The sequence below is a fragment of the Candidatus Aminicenantes bacterium genome (assembly GCA_026393855.1).
Taxonomy (GTDB): domain Bacteria; phylum Acidobacteriota; class Aminicenantia; order Aminicenantales; family UBA4085; genus UBA4085.
Genome location: JAPKZJ010000090.1, coordinates 19,456 through 37,876, shown reverse-complemented (window position 1 = coordinate 37,876; position 18,421 = coordinate 19,456). Strand labels below are relative to the sequence as shown.

Genomic DNA, 18,421 nt, shown 5'->3' with positions numbered 1-18,421 from the left:
AGTCTTTCAGGCCTAGGGTTCCGGCGAAAGATCCCGCCGGTAGACCCGGTGGCGCTTGGACCAGGTCGTTCCGATGGCGTTCATGTCGGCCAGGCTTTTGACGTTAGTCTCCAGGGCCAGGGCGATGTCGCAATGGACGGCCTTGGCCGCAGTCAGGGTCCGGGTGATCTCGGCGTAGAGCAGGGCCGTCGCCCCCTTGCCCTGGAACTTGGGCAGAAGCCCGACGCCGTTGCCGCTCATCCGGCGGCTCGTCTTGAGCGCCCAGCCGATCCGGATCCAGCCGAAGGGCCAGATCCGGCCCCGAGTCGCCCGCAGCGCCGCCGAGATATCGCGAAAGACGAACAGGAAGCCGGCGATTTCGTCGCCCTTCATGACCACGTTGAGGAGCTTGGGGTCGGCGACTTGAAGCAGCTGCCTCCCCACAGTCCGAGCCTCGTCCGCGTCGATCGGATAGAACCCCCAGACATGGCCGAAAGCTTCGTTGTTGATCTTCTGCAAGGCCGGAATCCAGCGCTTGAGCTCGCGTTTGCTCCGGAAGGTGTGGACGCGCAGGCCGGTCCGTTCCCGGATTTTGTCGACCAAGGCGGCCAAGCGATCAGGCAGGCGGTAGCCTTGCGAGAGATAGCCCGAGAGATAGTCGATCTCCTTGACCAATCCGGCGCCCTCGAGCAAACGGGGATAGTAATCGTAGTTGTAAGTCATGCCCAGGGCCGCCTCGTATTCGAATCCTTCGACCAAAATACCCGGGCAATCCGTGCGCAGCATGCCCTTGGGGCCGTAGAGCGTGGTCAGGCCGCGGGCCCGGGCCCAGGCCGCGGCCGCGTCGATGACGGCCCGGGCCGCTTCGGCGTCGTCCTCGGCGTCGAACCAGTTGAACAGCGCCGCCGGCTTGCCGGTATAGTCGTTGTAGCGGCGATTCAGCAGCACGGCGATCCGAGCCCGGGTTCGGCCGTCTCGCTCGGCCAGAAAAAACGCGGCCTCGGAGCGTTTGTAGAACGGGTATCTTCGTCGGTCGAGCGCCCGCCGAACATCCCCCCGCAGGGGTGGCGACCAGAGGCGGCTGTCGTGATAGAGCTCGAAGGGGAAATCCACGAATCTCCGAACGTCCCGGCGGTTCTCCGTGTCGATTTCGCGGACGGTCACGGCCATGGCCCGTTTATACCCCGAGGCGGGGGGAAAGACAACTCCGGAGCCCGGTTGACTTTGCCCCGGCGGGAGTGGAGAATAGGCCCTCAAATGAGGATTCTCATGAAAAAAACCATCGGCTTCGCCTTGATTTTAGCGGCCCTGGCCGCCCCGGCTTTCCCCCAGCTTCTCTCCTACAAGCTGACCGGCAACTTGGCCGGGATCTCGGGCGGCGACTACAACGACCGCATCCTGGGCGAAAACGCCTATCTCCGAGCCAACTCGACCTCCATGATGGGCGCTTTCGAAGAGCTGAGGAACGGGTTCGGTTTTCAGGCCGAGGTCATCCTCCCCTTGGGACGCCGCTTCGGCGTTGGAGTCGGCGGCGGCTATTTTCGGGTCAGGAGCGAGGGCTCGGTGTCCTACAAAGGCATTTCGAACGGCACAGCCTACGACGCCACGTCGACCCTGATCCCCCGGCTCTCGATCATGCCCTTCTTCGTCAACCTGCACTACCAGTTCGAACTCGGCTCAAACTTGACCTTGGACGCCTACGCCGGCCCGCTGTTCGAGATCGTCCAGTTCAACGTCGAGAATCCCACAACCATGACGATCTTGAACACCTCGCAGACCGTCACCTTCACGGCAAGCCAGACGTCGCTGGGAGCCCAAGGCGGGCTGGGGCTGGCCTATCGCGTCCTCAAGAGCGTCTCGATCGTTGCCGACGCCCTCTATCGCACCGGCAAGGTGTCCGATTTGTTCGGGAATTGGACCATGGTCGGGGCCAATGACGCCGGAACAATCGCCGGCAGCTCGGCCGAATATTATCTCTGGGCTTTCAATAGCACGACGGGAGGGACGTTCCCCCGAGCCGGTTATTTCGATAAGAACGGCCCCACCGATGCGGACGCGGCCGGCGCCAAGAAGGCCGAGATCTCGTTGAACGGTCTGTCCTTCCAGGCCGGCGTCCGGTTCAGCTTCTGAGCGCGCTGCGCTCCGGTCCGCGGCGGGGCGGGAGGGCCCGGCGGACGGCGTCCTTCCAGCCCGCGTAGAGGCGCGCGGCCTCGGCGCGGGAAATCTCGGGCGCGAAGCGCCGCTCCATTTCCCATAACCGGCCGATCTCCGCGGTGTCCTTCCAGTAGCCGACGGCCAGGCCGGCTAGATAAGCGGCGCCAAGCGCCGTCGTTTCGATCGTCGCCGGCCGCAGGACGGGATAGCCCAGGACACCGGCCTGGAAGCGGCAGAGGAAAGCGTTGGCCGATCCCCCGCCGTCGACCCGAAGATCCTTAACCCGCAGGCCCGAATCCCGGGTCATCGTTTCCAGGACGTCGCGCGTCGCATAGGCCGTCGCCTCCAGAGCCGCCCGCACAATATGCCCGCGCTCGGTACCGCGGGTCAAGCCGACGATCGTGCCCCGGGCTTCGGGGTCCCAGTAGGGCGCGCCTAGGCCGACGAAAGCGGGGACAAAATAGACGCCCGCATTGTCGGGAACGGACTCGGCCAGGCCCTGGGAGTCCGCAGCCGTCTTGAGCAGGCCCAGCTTGTCCCGCAGCCATTGGATGGCCGCGCCGGCCACAAAGACCGAGCCTTCCAGAGCATAGACGGTCCGCCCGCCCGGGCCGCAGGCCAGGGTCGTCAGCAGGCCGTGGCGGGAATCCGTCCGCGTCCGGCCGGTGTTGAGCAGGATGAAACAACCCGTGCCGTAGGTGGCCTTGATGGCGCCACGGGCGAAGCCGGCCTGGCCGAACAGGGCGGCCTGCTGGTCGCCTGCGATGCCCGTGATCGGGATGCCTTCGGGGATGGCCCCCGTGCGGACGGTCCGGCCAAACTCGCCGGACGAGGGCCGGACATCCGGCAGCAGCGCCGCCGGAACGTCGAAGACCCCAAGCAGGTCCTCGTCAAAGCGGCCATGATCGATGTCGTAGAGCATAGTCCGCGAGGCGTTGGTCGGGTCGGTGGCATGGACCCGGCCGCCGGTGAGCTTCCAGAGGATCCAAGTGTCGGTCGTGCCGAAGCAGAGCTCGCCGCGGCGGGCCCGGGCGCGGAGGCCGAGCTTTTTGATCAACCACTCGATCTTGGTGGCGGAGAAATAAGCGTCGATCGGAAGCCCCGTCCGGCGGCGGACAAGCGCGGCCATCCCCCGCTCGCGGTTCAGGGCCTCGCAACGGGGCGCGGTCCGGCGGCACTGCCAGACGATAGCGTTATGGACCGGCTGGCCTGTCTTGCGGTCCCAGATGATCGTGGTTTCTCGCTGGTTGGTGATGCCGACGGCGGCGATGGAATCGGGCGGCAGGTTGCGCAGGACGTCCTCGACGGTTTCCCGGACGCTGTCCCAAATTTCGCGCGGGTTGTGTTCGACCCAGCCGGGGCGGGGGAAGTATTGCGGGAACTCCCGGTAGGCGGTGACGATCGAGCGTCCTTTGCGGTCGTAGGCAATGGCCCGGCTGCCCGTCGTCCCCTGGTCGATGGCCAGGACGTATTTCACGTCAAGCTCGCGACCCCAGCCAGGCCAGCATGTCGTCGAAGACGCGCTCCCGGCCGGTCTCGATCGATAGGGCGTGGTGCATCTCGGGGTAATCGATCAGGGTCTTGTCGGTCATCGTCAGGCGGCCGAAGAGCTTGCGCGAAGCTCGCGGATCGACCAGGTAGTCCTTGCCGGAGAGGAGGAAGAGCGCGGGGACGGAGGCGGAGGCCGCGGCTTTGAAAGCCCGCTTCTGGCCGGACATGGTGTCCATGAGCACCTTCAGGCTGGACACCCGCAGCTCGTCGGGGTTGGCGTCCATCACGGCGCCGTATGTTTCGTCCCGAGTGCACATCTGCGAAGTGAAGGGGACGGTGACGGTCTTGCGGGGATTGAACAGATAGAAGCAGATGAGCGTCAGATAGGACGATAGCGGGAACTTCATCCCGTTCTTAAAGCTGGGCGAAATCAGGATCTGCCCGGCGAACGCCTCGGGATAAGCTGCGGCCAGGTTGAACACGATCAAGGAGCCCAGGCTTTCGCCGAGAGCGAATATTTTCAGGCCGGGATGCTCGGCGGCGATAATCTCGCGCAGGGTCAGAATATCCCGTTCCCAGACGCGCGGCGAATCGACATGGCCGCGCGGGCGCTCGGGCGTACGGCCGAAGCCCCGGAGCTCGATCGCATAGGACGAGATCCCCCGGGCCGCGAGATACGAAGCCAGGAAATCCCAGCGGGCGGTGTGGGCGCCCATGCCGTGGACGAGAAGAAGGACGGCGCGGGGCGTTCCCGCCGCGTCCCATTTTCGATAGAGGATGTCCCCGCCGATCAGTTCGTTCATGAGGGTATTATAGCCGGAATCATGGGATTCAATAGAGGGCAGCGGTTTCCCTCAATCCGGGGTTGTCATTGCGAGCGACCGAAGGGAGCGTGGCAACCTCGATTTCTTCCGGCATGCTGCTATGTTTTATTTCCCGGCGGCGGTATTTGCCGCGGCGGCGATGATGGCGGCTCCGAGGCCCGAGCCGTCGTGGGTCAGGGCCGTCCGGACGCGGGCCGCGCCAGGGCCCAGGATCTCGCGAAAGGCGGCGGCCATGCCGGCCGCAAAGCCCGGATGCTTCTCGAAGACGCTACCGTCCACGGCGATCGTATGATCCCGCTCCAGGCCAGGATCCATCCAGGTTACGGTCGCCGCCAGGCCGGCGGCGGCAATCCGGGCGGCCCGGCGGGAAACGATCCAGGCGATGCTGCGCACGGCCGCCGCATCCTGCATCGAAGCCCCCGGCGTTCCCAGCTCGGCCAGAATGGCCCGGACGCCGGCGGCGTTTTCGGTGGCGTCTTCTTTGATCGCGCAGATCCGCTCGCTGCCGAAGCGCTCCCGGACGGCGAAAACACTCGGTAATCGGCCATCGAACATCAAGCCTCGAGCCGTCTGCTCGACAACAACCAGCCGGACGAGCTCGCCCAGGTATTTGCCCGAGACCATCTTCTCTTCCCATTGCGCGCCGGGATTCCCGCTTTCGGCGTCGAGACGCTCGTCAAAGCGATTGCGGGGCAGGCCCTTGTCGAAGCCTCCCGATTCCATGTTGACGATCATCGACTCGCCGACGTAGGGCCCCAGCGGCTTGCGGATGCGGGCGGTTCGCTCCCTGTAGCAGATGTTGGTGCCCGTGCCCAGAATGCAGCCGACGTCGCAGGCGGCATCGAGATAGGCGCGGGCCATCTGGGTGCCCGTCGTATCGTTGTCCAGCGAGACAACGCGGATATGCGCCGCTCCCTCCCGGGCCATAGCTTCATTGAGAAGCCCGACGACGTCGTTTCCGACCACCCCCTCGGCCGACCAGCCCTTGGTCCAGACGATCAGCTCGCCCCTGTCGATGGAAGGCTGGCGAATGGGAAACGAAAAGGTGAAGCCGAGCGGCCGATCCCCGCCCACGCCCAATTCGCCGGCAAAGGCTTTGATGGAGCGGGCCAGGGCGCCGAACAGCGTCTCCGCGTTGCGGTCCGTCTCTTCGGGCGAGAGGCTGTATTTGCGGCTGGTCACATCGGGAGCGCTGCCATCCCCGGCCAGCCGAACCAGGAGGATGCGATAGTTCGAGCCGCCCAGGTCCAGGGCCAAAATCTCTCCCTTTTCGTTCCCCGAGGGATTGTCGACATAGGCAGGAAGCATCTTGAGCGAGCTGGGCTCACCGCTCAAGCCCCGCTCCATGTCGCTTTGAAAAGCCTCGATCGTCCGCCGCACGGCGTCGACGGGATAGGCGAAAAGTCCTTCTAGGTCGATCAGCTGGGGATCGTTCAATGTCTCCGCCTTCGATGGAATAAACCCGCTCGATACCCCAGTCTTTGCAGGCCTCATTAGATTCGCAAATGAGGACCGCAACCCCGTCATCGAACCGACGGGGCGGAAGCCGAGCCCGGGGTATTAACAGGGTTAATACTGAGCGGCGCTTATAGCCCCGATTTGAAAATCGGGAGTATGGCGCCACGAATGTATCCAGGCCGGAAGATATCGCGGCGGACAGAAAGAGTCAACTCTGCAAAGTCCGCGTACGGGCGCTTCACGCTAAGTCGGGAATCCGGTAGAATCGCGGCATGAGCCCCCGCCGACGGGATCCGCGGCCCGACGACAATCCCCTGCCCCGCCGCATCGACACGGCGCCGATGAAGAGGCGCCGTTTTCTGGGCTGGGGAGCGGCCGTCGGGACCGGCGCGCTTTCGCTCAAAATCAAGGGCGCCCCCAAGCTCACGTCCCCCGCCCTCCGTTCGCCCCGCCTCCAAGACCCCGCCGCCGGCAACATCCGGATGATCCGCACCGGCTGCCCTTCGCACAACTGCGGCGGCCGCTGTCTGCTAAAGGTCTTTGTCCAGAAGGGCCGCATCGTCCGCATCGAAAGCGACGACCGTGCCGGCGACGGGATCGAGGCGCCCCAGCTGCGGGCCTGCATCCGGGGCCGGCTCTACCGCCGCCGCCAATACCATCCCGACCGTCTCCTCCATCCGCTCAAGCGGGTCGGCAAGCGCGGCGAAGGATCTTTCGCGCCCATCTCCTGGGACGAAGCCCTCAACACGATGGCCGCCCAGCTGAAGCGGATCAAAGCCGCCTACGGCAACGCCGCGATCTTCGTTCCCTACGGCACGGGCAGCTACAACCAGATCAACGGCCGCCAAACGGCCCAGCGCCTGATGAACCTGTTCGGCGGCTCGCTCGGCTACTACAACAACTACTCCTGGGCGGCCATGGCCGCCGCGACACCCACGGTCTACGGCACCAACACGACCGGCAGCCAGCGCCAGGACTGGGTCCACGCGCGCTATATCCTGATGTGGGGCTGGAATCCCTGCGAGATGCGCGACGGGACGAACTCCGAATATTTTCTCCGCCAAGCCAAAGAGAACGGCGCCCGGATCGTCTGCGTGGATCCTCGGATGACTTTAAGCGCCACCGCCCTGGCCGACGAGTGGATTCCCATCCGGCCGGGCACGGACGCGGCGATGCTCTCAGCGATGGCCCACGTCATCATCGCAGGAAATCTGCATGACACGGCCTTCGTCCGCAGCCATTGCCTTGGATTCGACGAGACCCAGATGCCAGCCGGGGCCGAAGGAGCGGAGAGCTATAAAGACTACATCCTCGGGACCCGGGACGGCGTCCCCAAGACGCCCGCCTGGGCGGAGCCCATCTGCGGCATCCCGCGCGGCACCATCGCCCGCCTGGCCCGCGAATACGCCTCAACCAAACCGGCCATGCTCTACCAGGGCTACGGCTTGCAGCGGCGGGCCTACGGCGAACAGGCCGTCCGGGCCGGCTGCGTCCTGGCCGCGATCACCGGCAACGTCGGGATTTCGGGCGGCTGGGCGGGCGGTTTGGGCCTGCAGGCGCCCGACGGCGGACCGCTCTGGAACGTTTTCCCGTCCGGCCCCAATCCGGTCAAAGCCCAGATTCCGGCTTTCCTCTGGGCCGACGCCGTCATTCGCGGCGAAAAGATGACCGCCGCCGACGGATTGATCGGCGCGGACCGGCTGCCGACGAACATCAAGATGGTCTACGCCGTCGCCTCCAACATCCTCCTCAACCAGCACGCCGACATCAACCGGACCGCAGCCCTCCTGCGGAACGAAAAGCTCCTCGAGTTCATCGTCGTGCAGGACAACTTCCTGACGTCTTCGGCCCGCTTCGCCGATCTCGTCCTTCCGGCCTGCACCCAGTTCGAGACTTGGGGTGTGGCCGACGGCTGGAAATACGGTGACGAAGTCCTGCTGATGCCCAAGATCGTGGAGCCGCCCGGCGAAGCCAAGAGCGATTTCCGCATATGCGCCGACATCGCCGTCCGGCTTGGCTTCGGCGAGGCTTACACCGAAGGCCGGGACGAGCGCGGCTGGACGGCCTGGTCCATCGACGAGCTCCGCCGGGCGCGATACCCCGGGCTGCCTTCCCTTGACGAGTTTGAGGCGTCCAACGCCGGAGTCTTCGCCCTGCCCGTGACGAAGCCCGCGATCGCCTTCGCCGATTTTCGGAGCGACCCGATTAAGCACCCCCTGCCGACGCCTTCGGGCCGGATCGAGATCTTCTCCAAGAAGCTCCACGACATGGGCCGCCCGGATGAAATCCCGGCCGTGCCGAAATACGTCCCCGAATGGGAGAACCCCTTCGGGCCCGAGGCGAAGGCGGCGCCGCTCCAGGTCGTCGGGCCGCACACGCTGGCCACCGCCCATTCCACGCTGGATAACGTGGCTTGGCTGAAAGAGGCCTTTCCGCGCCGCCTGGCCATCCATCCGGTCGACGCCGAGGCCCGGGGAATCCGAGACGGCGATCGGGTCAAGGTTTTCAACGGCCGCGGGGCCGTGTTCGTGGCTTGCCGGGTGACGCGCAAGATCCGGCCGGGTGTGGTGGCTCTGCCGCAGGGCGCCTGGTGGAGGCCGGGCCCGGCCGGCATCGACGAGCACGGCTCGATCAACGTCCTGACCTCGGCCCGACCGACAGCTCTGGCTTTCGGCAACGCCCAGCACACCATCATGGCTCAAGTGGTGAAGGCATGAGCGTCCATCAATACGGGTTCTTCTTCGACTCCAGCCTCTGCTCCGGCTGCAAGGCCTGCCAGGGCGCCTGCAAGGACAAGAACGACCTCGAAGTGGGAATTCTGTGGCGGCGGGTCTACGAGGTCGCCGGGGGCGGCTGGAAGAAGGAGGGCGAGGTTTGGGTGCCGGATGTATTCGGCTATTTTCTGTCCATGGCCTGCCACCACTGCGAGAACCCGCCCTGCATTCCCTCCTGCACGGCCAAGCTCATCTTCAAGCGGGGGCGGGCGAGCCGCCTTCGTGCGTCGCCGCCTGCCCTATGCGGGCTTTGGATTTCGGCGACATCGACGTATTGCGCAAAAAGCATGCCGGCTCGGCCGCCGTCTTCCCCCTGCCGGACCCGGCCGACGCCAAACCGGCCCTGGTCATTAAGCCGCATGCGACGGCAGGTAGAGCCAACAAAGATACGGCTGAAGTCGTCAATTGGGAGGAAATTTAATAGCCATTCCGTTTCGCGTGGGATGGCGAAGCGGCAGGGTTTTCGGCCAACGGCGAAATCGCGAGGGTTTAGCTTTTTTTGCGCATATCTTCGAGGGAACCCAGCGGGCGCCGAGGGATGTTTGAGCACGCAACAATCAGTCGGAAAAGAAACGGAGTGGGTGGCCTTGCAAGTCAGCTAAAACAAGCATGCGGAGTTCCGCAGGCGCCGAGAAGAAAGGCGCAAAAAAGCGTGAAAAACCCGAAGCCGCCCTCACAGCGACGGGCGAAGCGCCACGAGCGGCAACACTTTCCGCCCGGAGGGATTGTCCCGGACGATGTTGACCAGGCCGATCTGGACGCCCTTGAGGCTCCAGGCGTAATTGACGATCCCCACGACCACGCCAGTCTGGGTGCCTTTGATCCAGTTCACCGGCGCCACCGCGCCGCCCCGCAGCTCGCCGCCGTCGGCGATCAGGGTGCAGCCGCCCGCCGAGACGATGCCCTTGATCATCTTGGCCCCGACTACGGCCCCGGCAAAGGCCAGGCCGCGGATCTCTTTCGACCCGACCGCGACGCCGGCGATGCTGATCCCGCCGAGGACTTCTCCCGCACCGACGGCGATGCCTCCGATGGTCAGGCCGGAAACCTTGCCGCCCGCCCCGAGACCGAGGCCGGCGATGTTCAGGCCGGACAGGTTCTTGCCCGCGCCGAGCCCCAAGCCGCCGATGCTGATGCCGGAAATGTTCTCGGACGCGCCCAGGCCCAAGCCCCCGATGTTGAGGCCCGAGAGGTTGCCGCCCGCGCCGAGTCCCAGGCCGCCTATGCTGATGCCCGAGACGTTGCCGCCGGCGCCCATGCCCAGCCCGCCGATGTTGATCCCGGCAATGTTCCCGCCGGCGCCGGCACCAAGGCCGCCGACGTTGATCCCGACGAGCGATCCGCCCGTCCCCACACCCAGCAGCCCGAACGAGACGCCGCGGATGTCTTTTATGCCGGCCACACCCAACAGCCCGATCTGGACGCCTCGGAGCGTCCCGCCGCCGGGGATAAGGCCGAGCGACAGGCCCTCGATCACGGAGTCGTTGGTGTCTTTCTCATACGGCTGCCACAAGGTGACGTTGATCCCGCGCACCCGCTCGACGCCGCGGTCCCGGTAGTTGAAGCGCAGGCCGGCGAAATTCTTGGAGTTGCCGAAGCTCAGGCCCCAGCTGTGGGAAGGGATGTCGAGGCTTTGGGCGGAGAGGACTCCGGCCAGGAGAAGGAAGGCCGACAGGGCGGCGATAAGCTTGTTTCGGGTCATGATCGATCTCCAATCGAAATTGGGCTCGGCCTCCCCGCCTGGGAACGTACCGCGCCCTTCCCTGTTAATTACGAAACAGCCGGCCGAAAGGTTCCCCTCCGCTCAGCAGAGGGCGGCGACCTGCCGATGCCGAAAACAGGGCACGATGTGGTCGTTGACCATCCCCGTCGCCTGCATGTGAGCATAGACGATCGTGGAGCCGACAAAGGTGAAACCGCGGGCCTTCAGGTCGGCACTGATCGCGTCGCTGAGCGGGGTGCGGGCCGGCAGCTCGGCCGGGGTTTTAAACCGGTTCAGGAGCGGCCGGCCATCCACAAACCGCCAGCTATAGGCGTCGAAGGATCCGAACTCCTCCTGGACCTCGAGAAACCGCTTGGCGTTGTTGACGGCCGAGGCAATCTTCAACCGGTTGCGGACGATCCCGGCGTCGGCCAGCAGGCGCTCCATGTCGCGCCGGCCGTAGCGGGCCACCCGGTCCGGGTCGAAGCCGCGGAAGGCCCGCCGGAAGTTCTCCCGCTTGGCCAGGATGGTTCGCCAGCTTAATCCGGCCTGCATCCCCTCCAGGACGAGAAACTCAAAAAGCTTGCCGTCGTCGTGCAGGGGCACCCCCCATTCCTGGTCGTGATAGGGGGCCAGGAATTCATCGCCGTCGCCCCAGCAACGGACCGGCGGCTTCATCCAGCCAGCTTCTTAATCGATCCCAGGGCCAAGTCGACATCCGAGGGCTTGTTGCACAAGAAGAAGCTGATCCGGATGCTGTTCAGCCCGCCTTCGCCGACGGGGCGGGCGCGAATCTTGTCCTTGCCCAGCTGTTCGCTGATTTCGTTCATCGTCTTGGATTTCATCCGGAAACCGACCATGCAAGTTCGATACGCCTCCTCCTCGGGCGAGAGGATTTCCAGGCCCGGAATCGTCCGCAGGCCGGCATAGAACGCTTCGGCCATACCATGGGCCCGTTCGAAAATGCGCCTCAGCCCGATCGTTTGGACGAAATCACAGGCCTTGCCCATAGCGTAGAACAGCGCGTCGTTTTGGGTTCCATACTCGAAGCGCTGGGCCGTGGGTTGGAGGGTGAACTCCCTTTTGAAGATGTCGTACCCCTTGGACGAACCGCCTCCGACCGTCAGCGGCCGGATGGCATCGATCATTCCCGGCCGGACGTAGATGAATCCCGTCCGCTTCGGGCCCATCAGCCATTTGTGGGTGCTGCAGGTATAAAAATCGACGCCGATATCGCTGATGTCGAAGGGGACGCAGACGGGCGCCTGGGCCCCGTCCAGGGCGAACCAGATGCCTTTCGCCCGAGCCAGTTGAGAGATCTCCTTGGCGGGCAGCCTCTGGCCGGTCGTGCAAGTGACGTGGCTGGCGATGATCAGCCGGGTCTTCGGCGTGATCAGGGCGGCGATGCGATCGACGTTGCCGAGGCCGCGGACTTTATCCGGCTCGAACAGCTTGATGACGATGCCGTCCCGCTGCATCCGATTGAGAAGGGCGGAGTTGACGGCCACATGCTCGTGGGTCGAAGTGATGACCTCGTCGCCCGTCTTGAGCGTCAGGCCGTTGACGATGGCGTTGACGCCCTCGGTGGCGCCGCTGATCAGGCCCAGGTCGTCGGGCTTACACGAGGGCCCGAGCAGGGTGGCCAGCTTGGTCTTGACGGAGGCCCATTCCTTGGCGTCATACCCGGCCGAGGGCGCGCGCTCCTCGACCCGCAGCCATTCGTACAGGCTGTTGAGGATGGGCAGGGGGGACGACCCCAAGCCGCCGAAATTAAGGTAGGTCCAGTCCGGGTCGAGGAGGAACTGGTCCCGGATGACGTCCCAGAAGAACTCGTCGCCGCGGCCGGCGCCGTCCTGAAGCATGCGCCCGAAATCGGCGGCCGGAAGCTTGCGCGACACGGCCAAGCCGCCGACCAACGCTCCCGCCCCCTTGAGAAAATCCTTGCGTTTCATGAGTCCCGTCCCTCCGCGAATGATAATTCAGACGATCCTGCCGACTATAGTCCCGCCCCGCGATGGGTGTCAAGAATGGAGCGCGGGAAGAAAGGCAGGGCCCACTCGTCAAAGGATAACGGGACGGAATTGTCCAATTTCTTTCAAGACCAGGAGAGACGCTATGACGACCCGACGGGATTTTCTGAAGACCGCGCTCATCGCCGGAGCGGCTTGGCCCCGATTCCAAGAGTGGGGTCAGGGCGGCCGCGGCCGGATGCGGGCGCCGATCGATGCCTCCCAGATTCCCCCCTACCGCACCAAGATCATCCCGATGGACCGCTGGACGGCTCTGAAAGCCGATTTTGAAAAGGTCCGCCAGGGCGACGGCCTCAGCCGGCACAAGCTGTTTCGCGCCTCGCTCGAGGCCCTCGACTTCGGGCTGCCCGCCGACTTTAAAGACGCCCGGTCGGTCGTCGTCGCGGCCACGTTCGCCAAGTCGGCCACGGCCGATTTCCGGCACAATGGCCAGAGCCACCGCATCCTGGTTCCGTTCCAGTATTACGAGGACGAATGGACGCCGGAAAAGCTGAAATCGGTCATCCAGGCGGACCTCCTCAAGGAGCCCGGCCGGAAGCTGTCCGACATTTCCAAGCGCGTCCCGCTAAAATATCTGGCCGGCCGCAGCGGGCTGGGCCGCTTCGGACGCAACAACCTGATCTTCGTCGACGGGATGGGCAGCTATAACCTCCTCCATGCCTTCGTCACCGATGCCAAGCCGGCCGCGGACCCCGACGTCGAGCTCGAGATCCTTGACGAATGCCGCCATTGCCATATGTGCGACCGCATCTGCCCGACCTCATGCCTGAGCCGGACGAATTTCATCGTGGACGCGGGGCGCTGCCTGACGCTGTTCAACGAGAATTCCGGCGACTTTCCCAATATCTTCCTGCCCAGCATGCACCACGTCCTGATGGGCTGCCTGAAGTGCCAGTCCGCCTGTCCCGAAAACAGCCGCATCCCCGAACTGACGGCGACGCTGGAGGGAGTTTCGGAGGAGGAGACTAAGGCGATCCTCAAAGGGACGCCGAGCGAGGCGCTGAAGCAGTCTCTGAAAAAGCGGCTCCGCCTCTTCCCGGCCGTCAAGCCCGCCGACTTCGGACCCATCCTGAAGCGGAATCTGGGCGCTCTGATCCGGGCTTAATCCGAGCCGACAACTCCCTTATCGCGGATAAGGCTCAATCCCCCCTCTTCTCGAAATGATGCGGGAAGGAGAAAAAGGAGCCGCTCCGGACGGAGCGGCCCCGGATCATCAGTTCAATGCCGGCGGAAAACGGACCGGGTCCGTCGATCAGCCGAGGATCGCGTCCTTGCAGGCCTTGGCGACGCGGAATTTCACGACGCGCTTGGCCGGGATCTTGATCGCGGCGCCGGTGGCCGGGTTGCGGCCCATACGAGCTTTGCGGTTTACCAGAACGAGCTTGCCCAGACCGGGAACCGTAAAGCCGTTCTTGGCGTTCTTGTAAGCCATCGCGACCAGCCCTTCGACGGCGGCGACCGCCTGCTTCTTGGTGATGCCTGCCGCTTCAGCGACACCGGCCACGATCTGGCTCTTCGTCATTGCTTTTGCCATCCGAAACTCCTTTCGATTGTTCCGGGACCGACCGGCGAGGGGCGATCTCCGTTGGCGGCAATATAGGCGTATTTCGGGAGAAAAGCAAGCCCCCTGAGGTTTTTTCCGAACGGCGAGCCCGTCAGCGGAGCTTCAGATTGACGCTGCCGATGCCGGCGTCGATCGAGACGCTGATCGAAGCCGCGGTCTTGCCCCAGGCCTCGTTGGTGTAAATGTGGCCGGCCTTGGCGAAGCCGGGAGCATGGATGGAGCCGAGACCGCCGTCGATATCGACCCGCACGCCGACGGAGGCGGGCAAGTCCAAAGTCGCCTCGCCGACGCCGCCGTCCACGGACACATCCAGGCTACGGGTCCGCTCGCCGGTCAGGTCCGCCCGCAGGGCGCCGACGCCCATGTCGATCGTCAAGGAGCGAAGGTCGAGACCACGCAAGTCGAGGTTGGATTCCCCGGCCCCGCAATCCACGTCCAGATCGAGCGGGACGCGCTTGCTCAGCTCCAAGTCCCAAGTGTTCCGGATGCGGCCGAACAAGGACATCCCCCGCCGGCGATGGCGGATGATGACCCGGCCCCGGCTTCCGGTCTTGCTGTAGTCGATGCCCGGCTCGAGCCGGGTCCGGTTGTAGCGGAAGGTGCCGGCCACGAGGTCGGCCCCGTCGGAGCCGCGGACCGTCAATTGCCCGGCCGAGAGATTAAGGGCGATCTCGGCCGAATCGAGGCCCTCCAGCGGGATGCGTTCGACCCGCTCCTGCATCGGCCCGCTTCCCCCGTCGTTGATGACGCAAGCGGGTGCGATCGCCAAGCCGAGGGCGAGAAGCCCGAGAGTCAAGGATTTGGATACTGTCATCGGCATTCTCCTGTTCGCGCAAGGGCGGGCGGGTACCCCGCCGTTCATCCGTAGATACGAATAGGGAGCGGGGAAAGTTCGTATACAAGGCCAGCGGCGGCTGTCGACTCTCCTCCGGGGATGGGTTATAATTTCGGCGCAACAGGAGAAATCAGATGCGCAAACACACCCTCATCATTCTCGCCCTGCTGGCTCTCTCCGCCGCTGCGGCCGCGGCCCTGCCCCAGGCCAAGATCGACGTCACCGGAAGCTGGGAGCTGACCTTCGAAACCCCGATGGGGACCCGGGTCTATGCCACCGCCTTCGTCCAAGCCGGCGAAGCGGTCAAGGTGGTCATGAAGACCCAGCAAGGGACCGAGCTCAAGAGCGACGGGAAGATCAAAGCCAACGAAATCGCCTGGACCGTCGTGGTCACCGGCCCGATGGGGGAAATCCCTTTGACCTTCAAAGGCAAGGTCGACGGCGAAACGATCGCCGGCACCGTCCAGATCTCCGACATGGGCGACGCGGAGTTCAAAGCCAAGAAGCTGAAGTGACCGGCCTCCCGGTCAGAACCGCTTAAGGTCCCGTTTGGCCCCCTCGAGCTTCGGATCGAGGGCCACGGCTTTACGGAGGGCCACCACCGCCTCGCTTTTCCGGCCGAGCTTTTCCAGAGCCAAGCCCAGCCGCCACCAAGCCTGAGCGTGGGAAGGGGCGCCGAGCTCGGGCGGGCGCGAAAGATATTTCCGGATCAAAGCTTCCGCCCGGGCGTAATCCGAACCCTGTTGGAAGACGGCCCGGCCGGCTTGAAGGAAAGGCGCCGGATTATCGGGGACGTTCGTTTCCGCTTCCCGCAAGACCACTTCAAGGTCCGCAAAGCGGGCTTGGGCAGCGTAGGCTTGGGCCAGGAGGCCGTATGCCGCCGCCCGATCGGGCTGGAGCCGCATCGCCTCGCGGGCCAGCGCTTCCCCCTCCGCGAATCGTTTCTCACGGCCGGACGCGTAATACCCGGCCAGTGTCGTGAGCGCCTGGTATGAAGACGGCTCGGCAGCCACGGCCTTTTTATAAAGCTCTTCGACTTTCCCCGCCGAACCCGCCTCCCGCCGCAAAAAGCCCGCTTGGACTATGTATCCGCGCGCCGGGGCTATGGCGACCAGCTCCTCGGCCAGCTGCCGGGCCCGATCCTTGTCGCCGCCGACGATGCCGGGGGCTTGTCGATAGAACTCAATCAGGATCAGATGGGCTTCGACGTGGCGCGGGTCGAGCGCCAGGGCCGCCTCGGCTTCCTTGCGGATGCGCCGGGCCAGCCCAACCTGCCTCAGGACGCCCGCGCCCTGGGCCCGTCGGCCGTTAATATAGGCCAGCAAGGCGTGGCCATCGGGATTTCGAGGATCGCGCTCGGAGGCCTTTTCGGCCAGGGCCAGCGCTCCATCCAGGTCCCCCGCAGCGTCCAGGCAGCGGGACATCAGGAACTGGGCTCGGGGATCGTTCGGGTTCGCCTTCAGCATCGCCTCGGCCGCGGCTTTGGCCCGCCGCCAATGCCCCGCTTCGATCAAAGACTCCGGCGATGGCGTTTGCGGAAACGCGCTTTGGGCCAAGCCGGCGGCGGCCAGAACGAGGGCGATCAGGATCGGGGGCGTTGTTCGTCGCGGGATCATCATCCCCGCCATCCTAGCCGGGCCGATCCCGCATTGTCAACGGGTCAACGGACGTCGACCTCGACGGTGAAGAACTTGAAGTCCGTATAGGCCACGGTCGTCTCGGAGCGGACATAGGCCCGGCCTCTTTCGGTGACGTAGGCTTCCTCGATCCACAGCTTGCTCGGGAAACGGATGCCGTTCTTCTCGGCGCTGAACTCCGAACGCAGGGTGATGCGCGGCTTGAGCTTGTAGCGCCCGGCCCTCTCCTCGAAAACGGCGCGGTTGCCGATCCTTGCATCGCTCCACTCGATCTTGAGGATCTCGCCGTCGTCGGGCCCGACCCAGGCCTTGCCGTAGAGGTTGGTCGTCCCGGGCATATCATAGAGCGGCTCGGCTTCGATGACCACGGCCGGCGTCTTCCCGACCTTATCGTGTCCGATGATTCGATAGGTATACGCGGATTGGAAGCGTTGGGCGAAGATGCCCACCGGTCCCAAAAGCGGCGTGCCGAAGACAAAATTTTGGGTCTTAAGCCCCGTCCCGGGCTCGTTGGCCGGCTTTCCGTTTTCCTTCAGCAGGGTCCTGGTTTCGCGCACGGCCCGGTTCTTGTCCCGCACGCATTGATAATCATAGACGTAGGCGTCTTTCTCCTTGGCCGCCGGCCGACCGACCCAAGACATCCCGAAGGCGCCTCCGACGGCCCAGTTCGAGATGATATCGGGCCGTGAACGGACTTGGTCGAGGGCGTAGTTGATCGTCTCGGAGATTTCCTCCCGGCAGACGAAATCGAGGACCGAGCCCTCCAGCCGGGCGGCATAGGCGGACAGCTTGCTCAGGAGCTTCGCCAGGACGGGTTCCTGCGCCTCCTGAGCGGGCCGGCTGAAGAGAAAGCCGCCCGCGACGGCGAAAACGGCCGCGGTCAGGCAGAACGAGCCCAAAAAACGATTGCGGCGATTGATGAAAACGGGGCTCAAACAGATGAACTTCATGGCGCCCTCCCCACTCATTACTTTATACGCCGAGCGCGGGGAAAACGCTACAGCATGGAGCTGTACGTTAGCGGACGTCGACCTCGACGGTGAAGAACTTGAAGTCCTTGTAGGCGACGGTTGTCGTGGATCGAATGAAGGCCCGGCCGCGCGTATTCAGGTAGGCCTCCTCCATCCAAAGCATGCTGGGGAACCGGATGCCGTTCTTCTCGGCGCTGAACTCCGAACGCAGGGTGATGCGCGGCTGCATCTGGTACTTTTCCGCGCGCTCCTCGAAGATCTCGCGTCTGCCGACCCTCGACTCGCTCCATTCGATCTTGAGAATCTCCCCGTCCTCAGCTCCAACCCAAGCCTTGCCGTAGAGGTTAGTGGCGCCGGGCCGCTCCGCCGTAGGCGTAGCCTCGATGATCAAAGCGGGTTTGCCGTCGACTTTCTCCCGGCCGGTGATCTTGTAGTCGTAGAACGGACGGAAGCGTTCGGCGAAGATCCCGACGGGCCCCAGGAGCGGCATGCCGAAGACAAAAACCTCCGTCTTGAGCTTCGCGTCGGGGACATTCGTCTTTTTCCCATTATCGTCAAGAAGGGTCCTGGTTTCTCGGACGAGTCCGTTCTTTCCACGCACACACTGGTAGTCGTAGACATAATGATTCTTGGCCGAGATTAGTTTTCCATAGATCCGGTCGCGGAAAGCATCGGGGACGAGCGGCGAAGCCGCCCTGACGTCGAGGGCGGGATCGATCCTCTCCGCGATCTCTTCCCGGCAGACGAAGTCCAGGACCGAGCCCTCCAGCCGGGCGGCGTAGGCGGACAGCTTGCCCAGAAGCGCCGTCAGGACAGGGTCCTGCGCCTCTTGCGCAGGCCGACTGAAAAGAAAGCCGCCCGAAACGGCGAGAATCGCAAGCGCCAAGCCGAGCGCACCCTTACCGAGACGGATATCGCTGGAAAAAGCGGCGGACGAACGGACGTGCTTCATAGCGCCCTCCGCACTCATTCTTTTATACGCCCGACGGAGGGAAAACGCTA

At 64.5% G+C, this 18,421-nt stretch carries 16 protein-coding genes and 1 pseudogene; 5 read left to right on the top strand and 12 right to left on the bottom strand.

Going from position 1 to position 18,421, the window contains the following annotated elements:
- Positions 1-12: 12 nt before the first annotated feature.
- The gene (locus NTZ26_11120) at positions 13-1,149 is read right to left on the bottom strand and encodes a hypothetical protein (protein ID MCX6561045.1); all 1,137 of its coding nucleotides are present in this window, start codon (positions 1,147-1,149) and stop codon (positions 13-15) included.
- A 99-nt stretch (positions 1,150-1,248) separates the two neighbouring features.
- Between NTZ26_11120 and NTZ26_11115 the strand changes: the two genes are divergently transcribed.
- On the top strand, positions 1,249-2,109 hold the full coding sequence (locus tag NTZ26_11115; protein MCX6561044.1) for a hypothetical protein: 861 nt from the start codon (positions 1,249-1,251) through the stop codon (positions 2,107-2,109).
- On the opposite strand, the gene glpK is transcribed toward NTZ26_11115, so the two are convergent.
- The 3 genes from glpK to NTZ26_11100 all read right to left on the bottom strand — a co-directional run bounded on the left by glpK (position 2,099) and on the right by NTZ26_11100 (position 5,885).
- Entirely contained in the window at positions 2,099-3,610 is a 1,512-nt protein-coding gene (gene glpK / locus NTZ26_11110; protein ID MCX6561043.1) for a glycerol kinase GlpK, read from the bottom strand. The genes NTZ26_11115 and glpK overlap by 11 nt on opposite strands.
- A 1-nt stretch (position 3,611) precedes the next feature.
- Entirely contained in the window at positions 3,612-4,427 is an 816-nt protein-coding gene (locus NTZ26_11105; GenBank protein ID MCX6561042.1) for an alpha/beta fold hydrolase, read from the bottom strand.
- Between the two features lie 126 nt (positions 4,428-4,553).
- Entirely contained in the window at positions 4,554-5,885 is a 1,332-nt protein-coding gene (locus NTZ26_11100) for a hypothetical protein (protein ID MCX6561041.1), read from the bottom strand.
- A gap of 293 nt (positions 5,886-6,178) precedes the next feature.
- On the opposite strand from NTZ26_11100, the gene NTZ26_11095 reads away from it, so the two are divergent.
- Positions 6,179-8,623 (top strand): molybdopterin-dependent oxidoreductase, encoded by a 2,445-nt coding sequence (locus NTZ26_11095; protein ID MCX6561040.1) that lies wholly within the window; start codon positions 6,179-6,181, stop codon positions 8,621-8,623.
- Positions 8,620-9,101, top strand: a pseudogene (locus NTZ26_11090) (hypothetical protein). The gene NTZ26_11095 and the pseudogene NTZ26_11090 overlap by 4 nt, the downstream one beginning before the upstream one ends.
- A 252-nt stretch (positions 9,102-9,353) precedes the next feature.
- On the opposite strand, the gene NTZ26_11085 reads toward NTZ26_11090, so the two are convergent.
- The 3 genes from NTZ26_11085 to NTZ26_11075 all read right to left on the bottom strand — a co-directional run bounded on the left by NTZ26_11085 (position 9,354) and on the right by NTZ26_11075 (position 12,334).
- Entirely contained in the window at positions 9,354-10,382 is a 1,029-nt protein-coding gene (locus NTZ26_11085) for a hypothetical protein (GenBank protein MCX6561039.1), read from the bottom strand.
- 102 nt (positions 10,383-10,484) lie between these two features.
- The gene (locus NTZ26_11080) at positions 10,485-11,060 is read right to left on the bottom strand and encodes a DNA-3-methyladenine glycosylase I (GenBank protein MCX6561038.1); all 576 of its coding nucleotides are present in this window, start codon (positions 11,058-11,060) and stop codon (positions 10,485-10,487) included.
- Positions 11,057-12,334: an aminotransferase class V-fold PLP-dependent enzyme gene (locus tag NTZ26_11075; protein ID MCX6561037.1), complete on the bottom strand. Its 1,278-nt coding sequence runs from the start codon at positions 12,332-12,334 to the stop codon at positions 11,057-11,059. Before NTZ26_11075 ends, NTZ26_11080 begins: the two co-directional genes overlap by 4 nt.
- 163 nt (positions 12,335-12,497) lie before the next feature.
- Between NTZ26_11075 and NTZ26_11070 the strand changes: the two genes are divergently transcribed.
- On the top strand, positions 12,498-13,517 hold the full coding sequence (locus NTZ26_11070; protein ID MCX6561036.1) for a twin-arginine translocation signal domain-containing protein: 1,020 nt from the start codon (positions 12,498-12,500) through the stop codon (positions 13,515-13,517).
- Between the two features lie 147 nt (positions 13,518-13,664).
- Here the strand turns inward: NTZ26_11070 and NTZ26_11065 are convergent, their stop codons facing one another.
- Both NTZ26_11065 and NTZ26_11060 read right to left on the bottom strand, forming a co-directional pair.
- Entirely contained in the window at positions 13,665-13,946 is a 282-nt protein-coding gene (locus tag NTZ26_11065) for an HU family DNA-binding protein (protein ID MCX6561035.1), read from the bottom strand.
- A 121-nt stretch (positions 13,947-14,067) separates the two neighbouring features.
- Positions 14,068-14,790 (bottom strand): toast rack family protein, encoded by a 723-nt coding sequence (locus tag NTZ26_11060; GenBank protein MCX6561034.1) that lies wholly within the window; start codon positions 14,788-14,790, stop codon positions 14,068-14,070.
- 155 nt (positions 14,791-14,945) lie between these two features.
- On the opposite strand from NTZ26_11060, the gene NTZ26_11055 reads away from it, so the two are divergent.
- The gene (locus tag NTZ26_11055; protein MCX6561033.1) at positions 14,946-15,326 is read left to right on the top strand and encodes a hypothetical protein; all 381 of its coding nucleotides are present in this window, start codon (positions 14,946-14,948) and stop codon (positions 15,324-15,326) included.
- Positions 15,327-15,338: 12 nt separating this feature from the next.
- On the opposite strand, the gene NTZ26_11050 is transcribed toward NTZ26_11055, so the two are convergent.
- The 3 genes from NTZ26_11050 to NTZ26_11040 all read right to left on the bottom strand — a co-directional run bounded on the left by NTZ26_11050 (position 15,339) and on the right by NTZ26_11040 (position 18,371).
- Complete coding sequence (locus tag NTZ26_11050) at positions 15,339-16,430, bottom strand: tetratricopeptide repeat protein (protein MCX6561032.1); 1,092 nt, start codon at positions 16,428-16,430, stop codon at positions 15,339-15,341.
- A 41-nt stretch (positions 16,431-16,471) separates the two neighbouring features.
- A complete protein-coding gene (locus NTZ26_11045) occupies positions 16,472-17,398 on the bottom strand; it encodes a hypothetical protein (protein MCX6561031.1) in 927 nt (308 codons plus the stop codon).
- Between the two features lie 67 nt (positions 17,399-17,465).
- Complete coding sequence (locus tag NTZ26_11040) at positions 17,466-18,371, bottom strand: hypothetical protein (GenBank protein MCX6561030.1); 906 nt, start codon at positions 18,369-18,371, stop codon at positions 17,466-17,468.
- Between the last annotated feature and the right edge of the window lie 50 nt (positions 18,372-18,421).

What these genes read in the sequence shown, in the direction of transcription:
- NTZ26_11120 (MCX6561045.1), bottom strand. Translation starts at nt 1,149, where the DNA reads ATGGCCGTGACCGTCCGCGAAATCGACACGGAGAACCGCCGGGACGTT.
- NTZ26_11115 (MCX6561044.1), top strand. Translation starts at nt 1,249, where the DNA reads ATGAAAAAAACCATCGGCTTCGCCTTGATTTTAGCGGCCCTGGCCGCC.
- NTZ26_11105 (MCX6561042.1), bottom strand. Translation starts at nt 4,427, where the DNA reads ATGAACGAACTGATCGGCGGGGACATCCTCTATCGAAAATGGGACGCG.
- NTZ26_11095 (MCX6561040.1), top strand. Translation starts at nt 6,179, where the DNA reads ATGAGCCCCCGCCGACGGGATCCGCGGCCCGACGACAATCCCCTGCCC.
- NTZ26_11085 (MCX6561039.1), bottom strand. Translation starts at nt 10,382, where the DNA reads ATGACCCGAAACAAGCTTATCGCCGCCCTGTCGGCCTTCCTTCTCCTG.
- NTZ26_11080 (MCX6561038.1), bottom strand. Translation starts at nt 11,060, where the DNA reads ATGAAGCCGCCGGTCCGTTGCTGGGGCGACGGCGATGAATTCCTGGCC.
- NTZ26_11075 (MCX6561037.1), bottom strand. Translation starts at nt 12,334, where the DNA reads ATGAAACGCAAGGATTTTCTCAAGGGGGCGGGAGCGTTGGTCGGCGGC.
- NTZ26_11070 (MCX6561036.1), top strand. Translation starts at nt 12,498, where the DNA reads ATGACGACCCGACGGGATTTTCTGAAGACCGCGCTCATCGCCGGAGCG.
- NTZ26_11065 (MCX6561035.1), bottom strand. Translation starts at nt 13,946, where the DNA reads ATGGCAAAAGCAATGACGAAGAGCCAGATCGTGGCCGGTGTCGCTGAA.
- NTZ26_11060 (MCX6561034.1), bottom strand. Translation starts at nt 14,790, where the DNA reads ATGACAGTATCCAAATCCTTGACTCTCGGGCTTCTCGCCCTCGGCTTG.
- NTZ26_11055 (MCX6561033.1), top strand. Translation starts at nt 14,946, where the DNA reads ATGCGCAAACACACCCTCATCATTCTCGCCCTGCTGGCTCTCTCCGCC.
- NTZ26_11050 (MCX6561032.1), bottom strand. Translation starts at nt 16,430, where the DNA reads ATGATGATCCCGCGACGAACAACGCCCCCGATCCTGATCGCCCTCGTT.
- NTZ26_11045 (MCX6561031.1), bottom strand. Translation starts at nt 17,398, where the DNA reads ATGAAGTTCATCTGTTTGAGCCCCGTTTTCATCAATCGCCGCAATCGT.
- NTZ26_11040 (MCX6561030.1), bottom strand. Translation starts at nt 18,371, where the DNA reads ATGAAGCACGTCCGTTCGTCCGCCGCTTTTTCCAGCGATATCCGTCTC.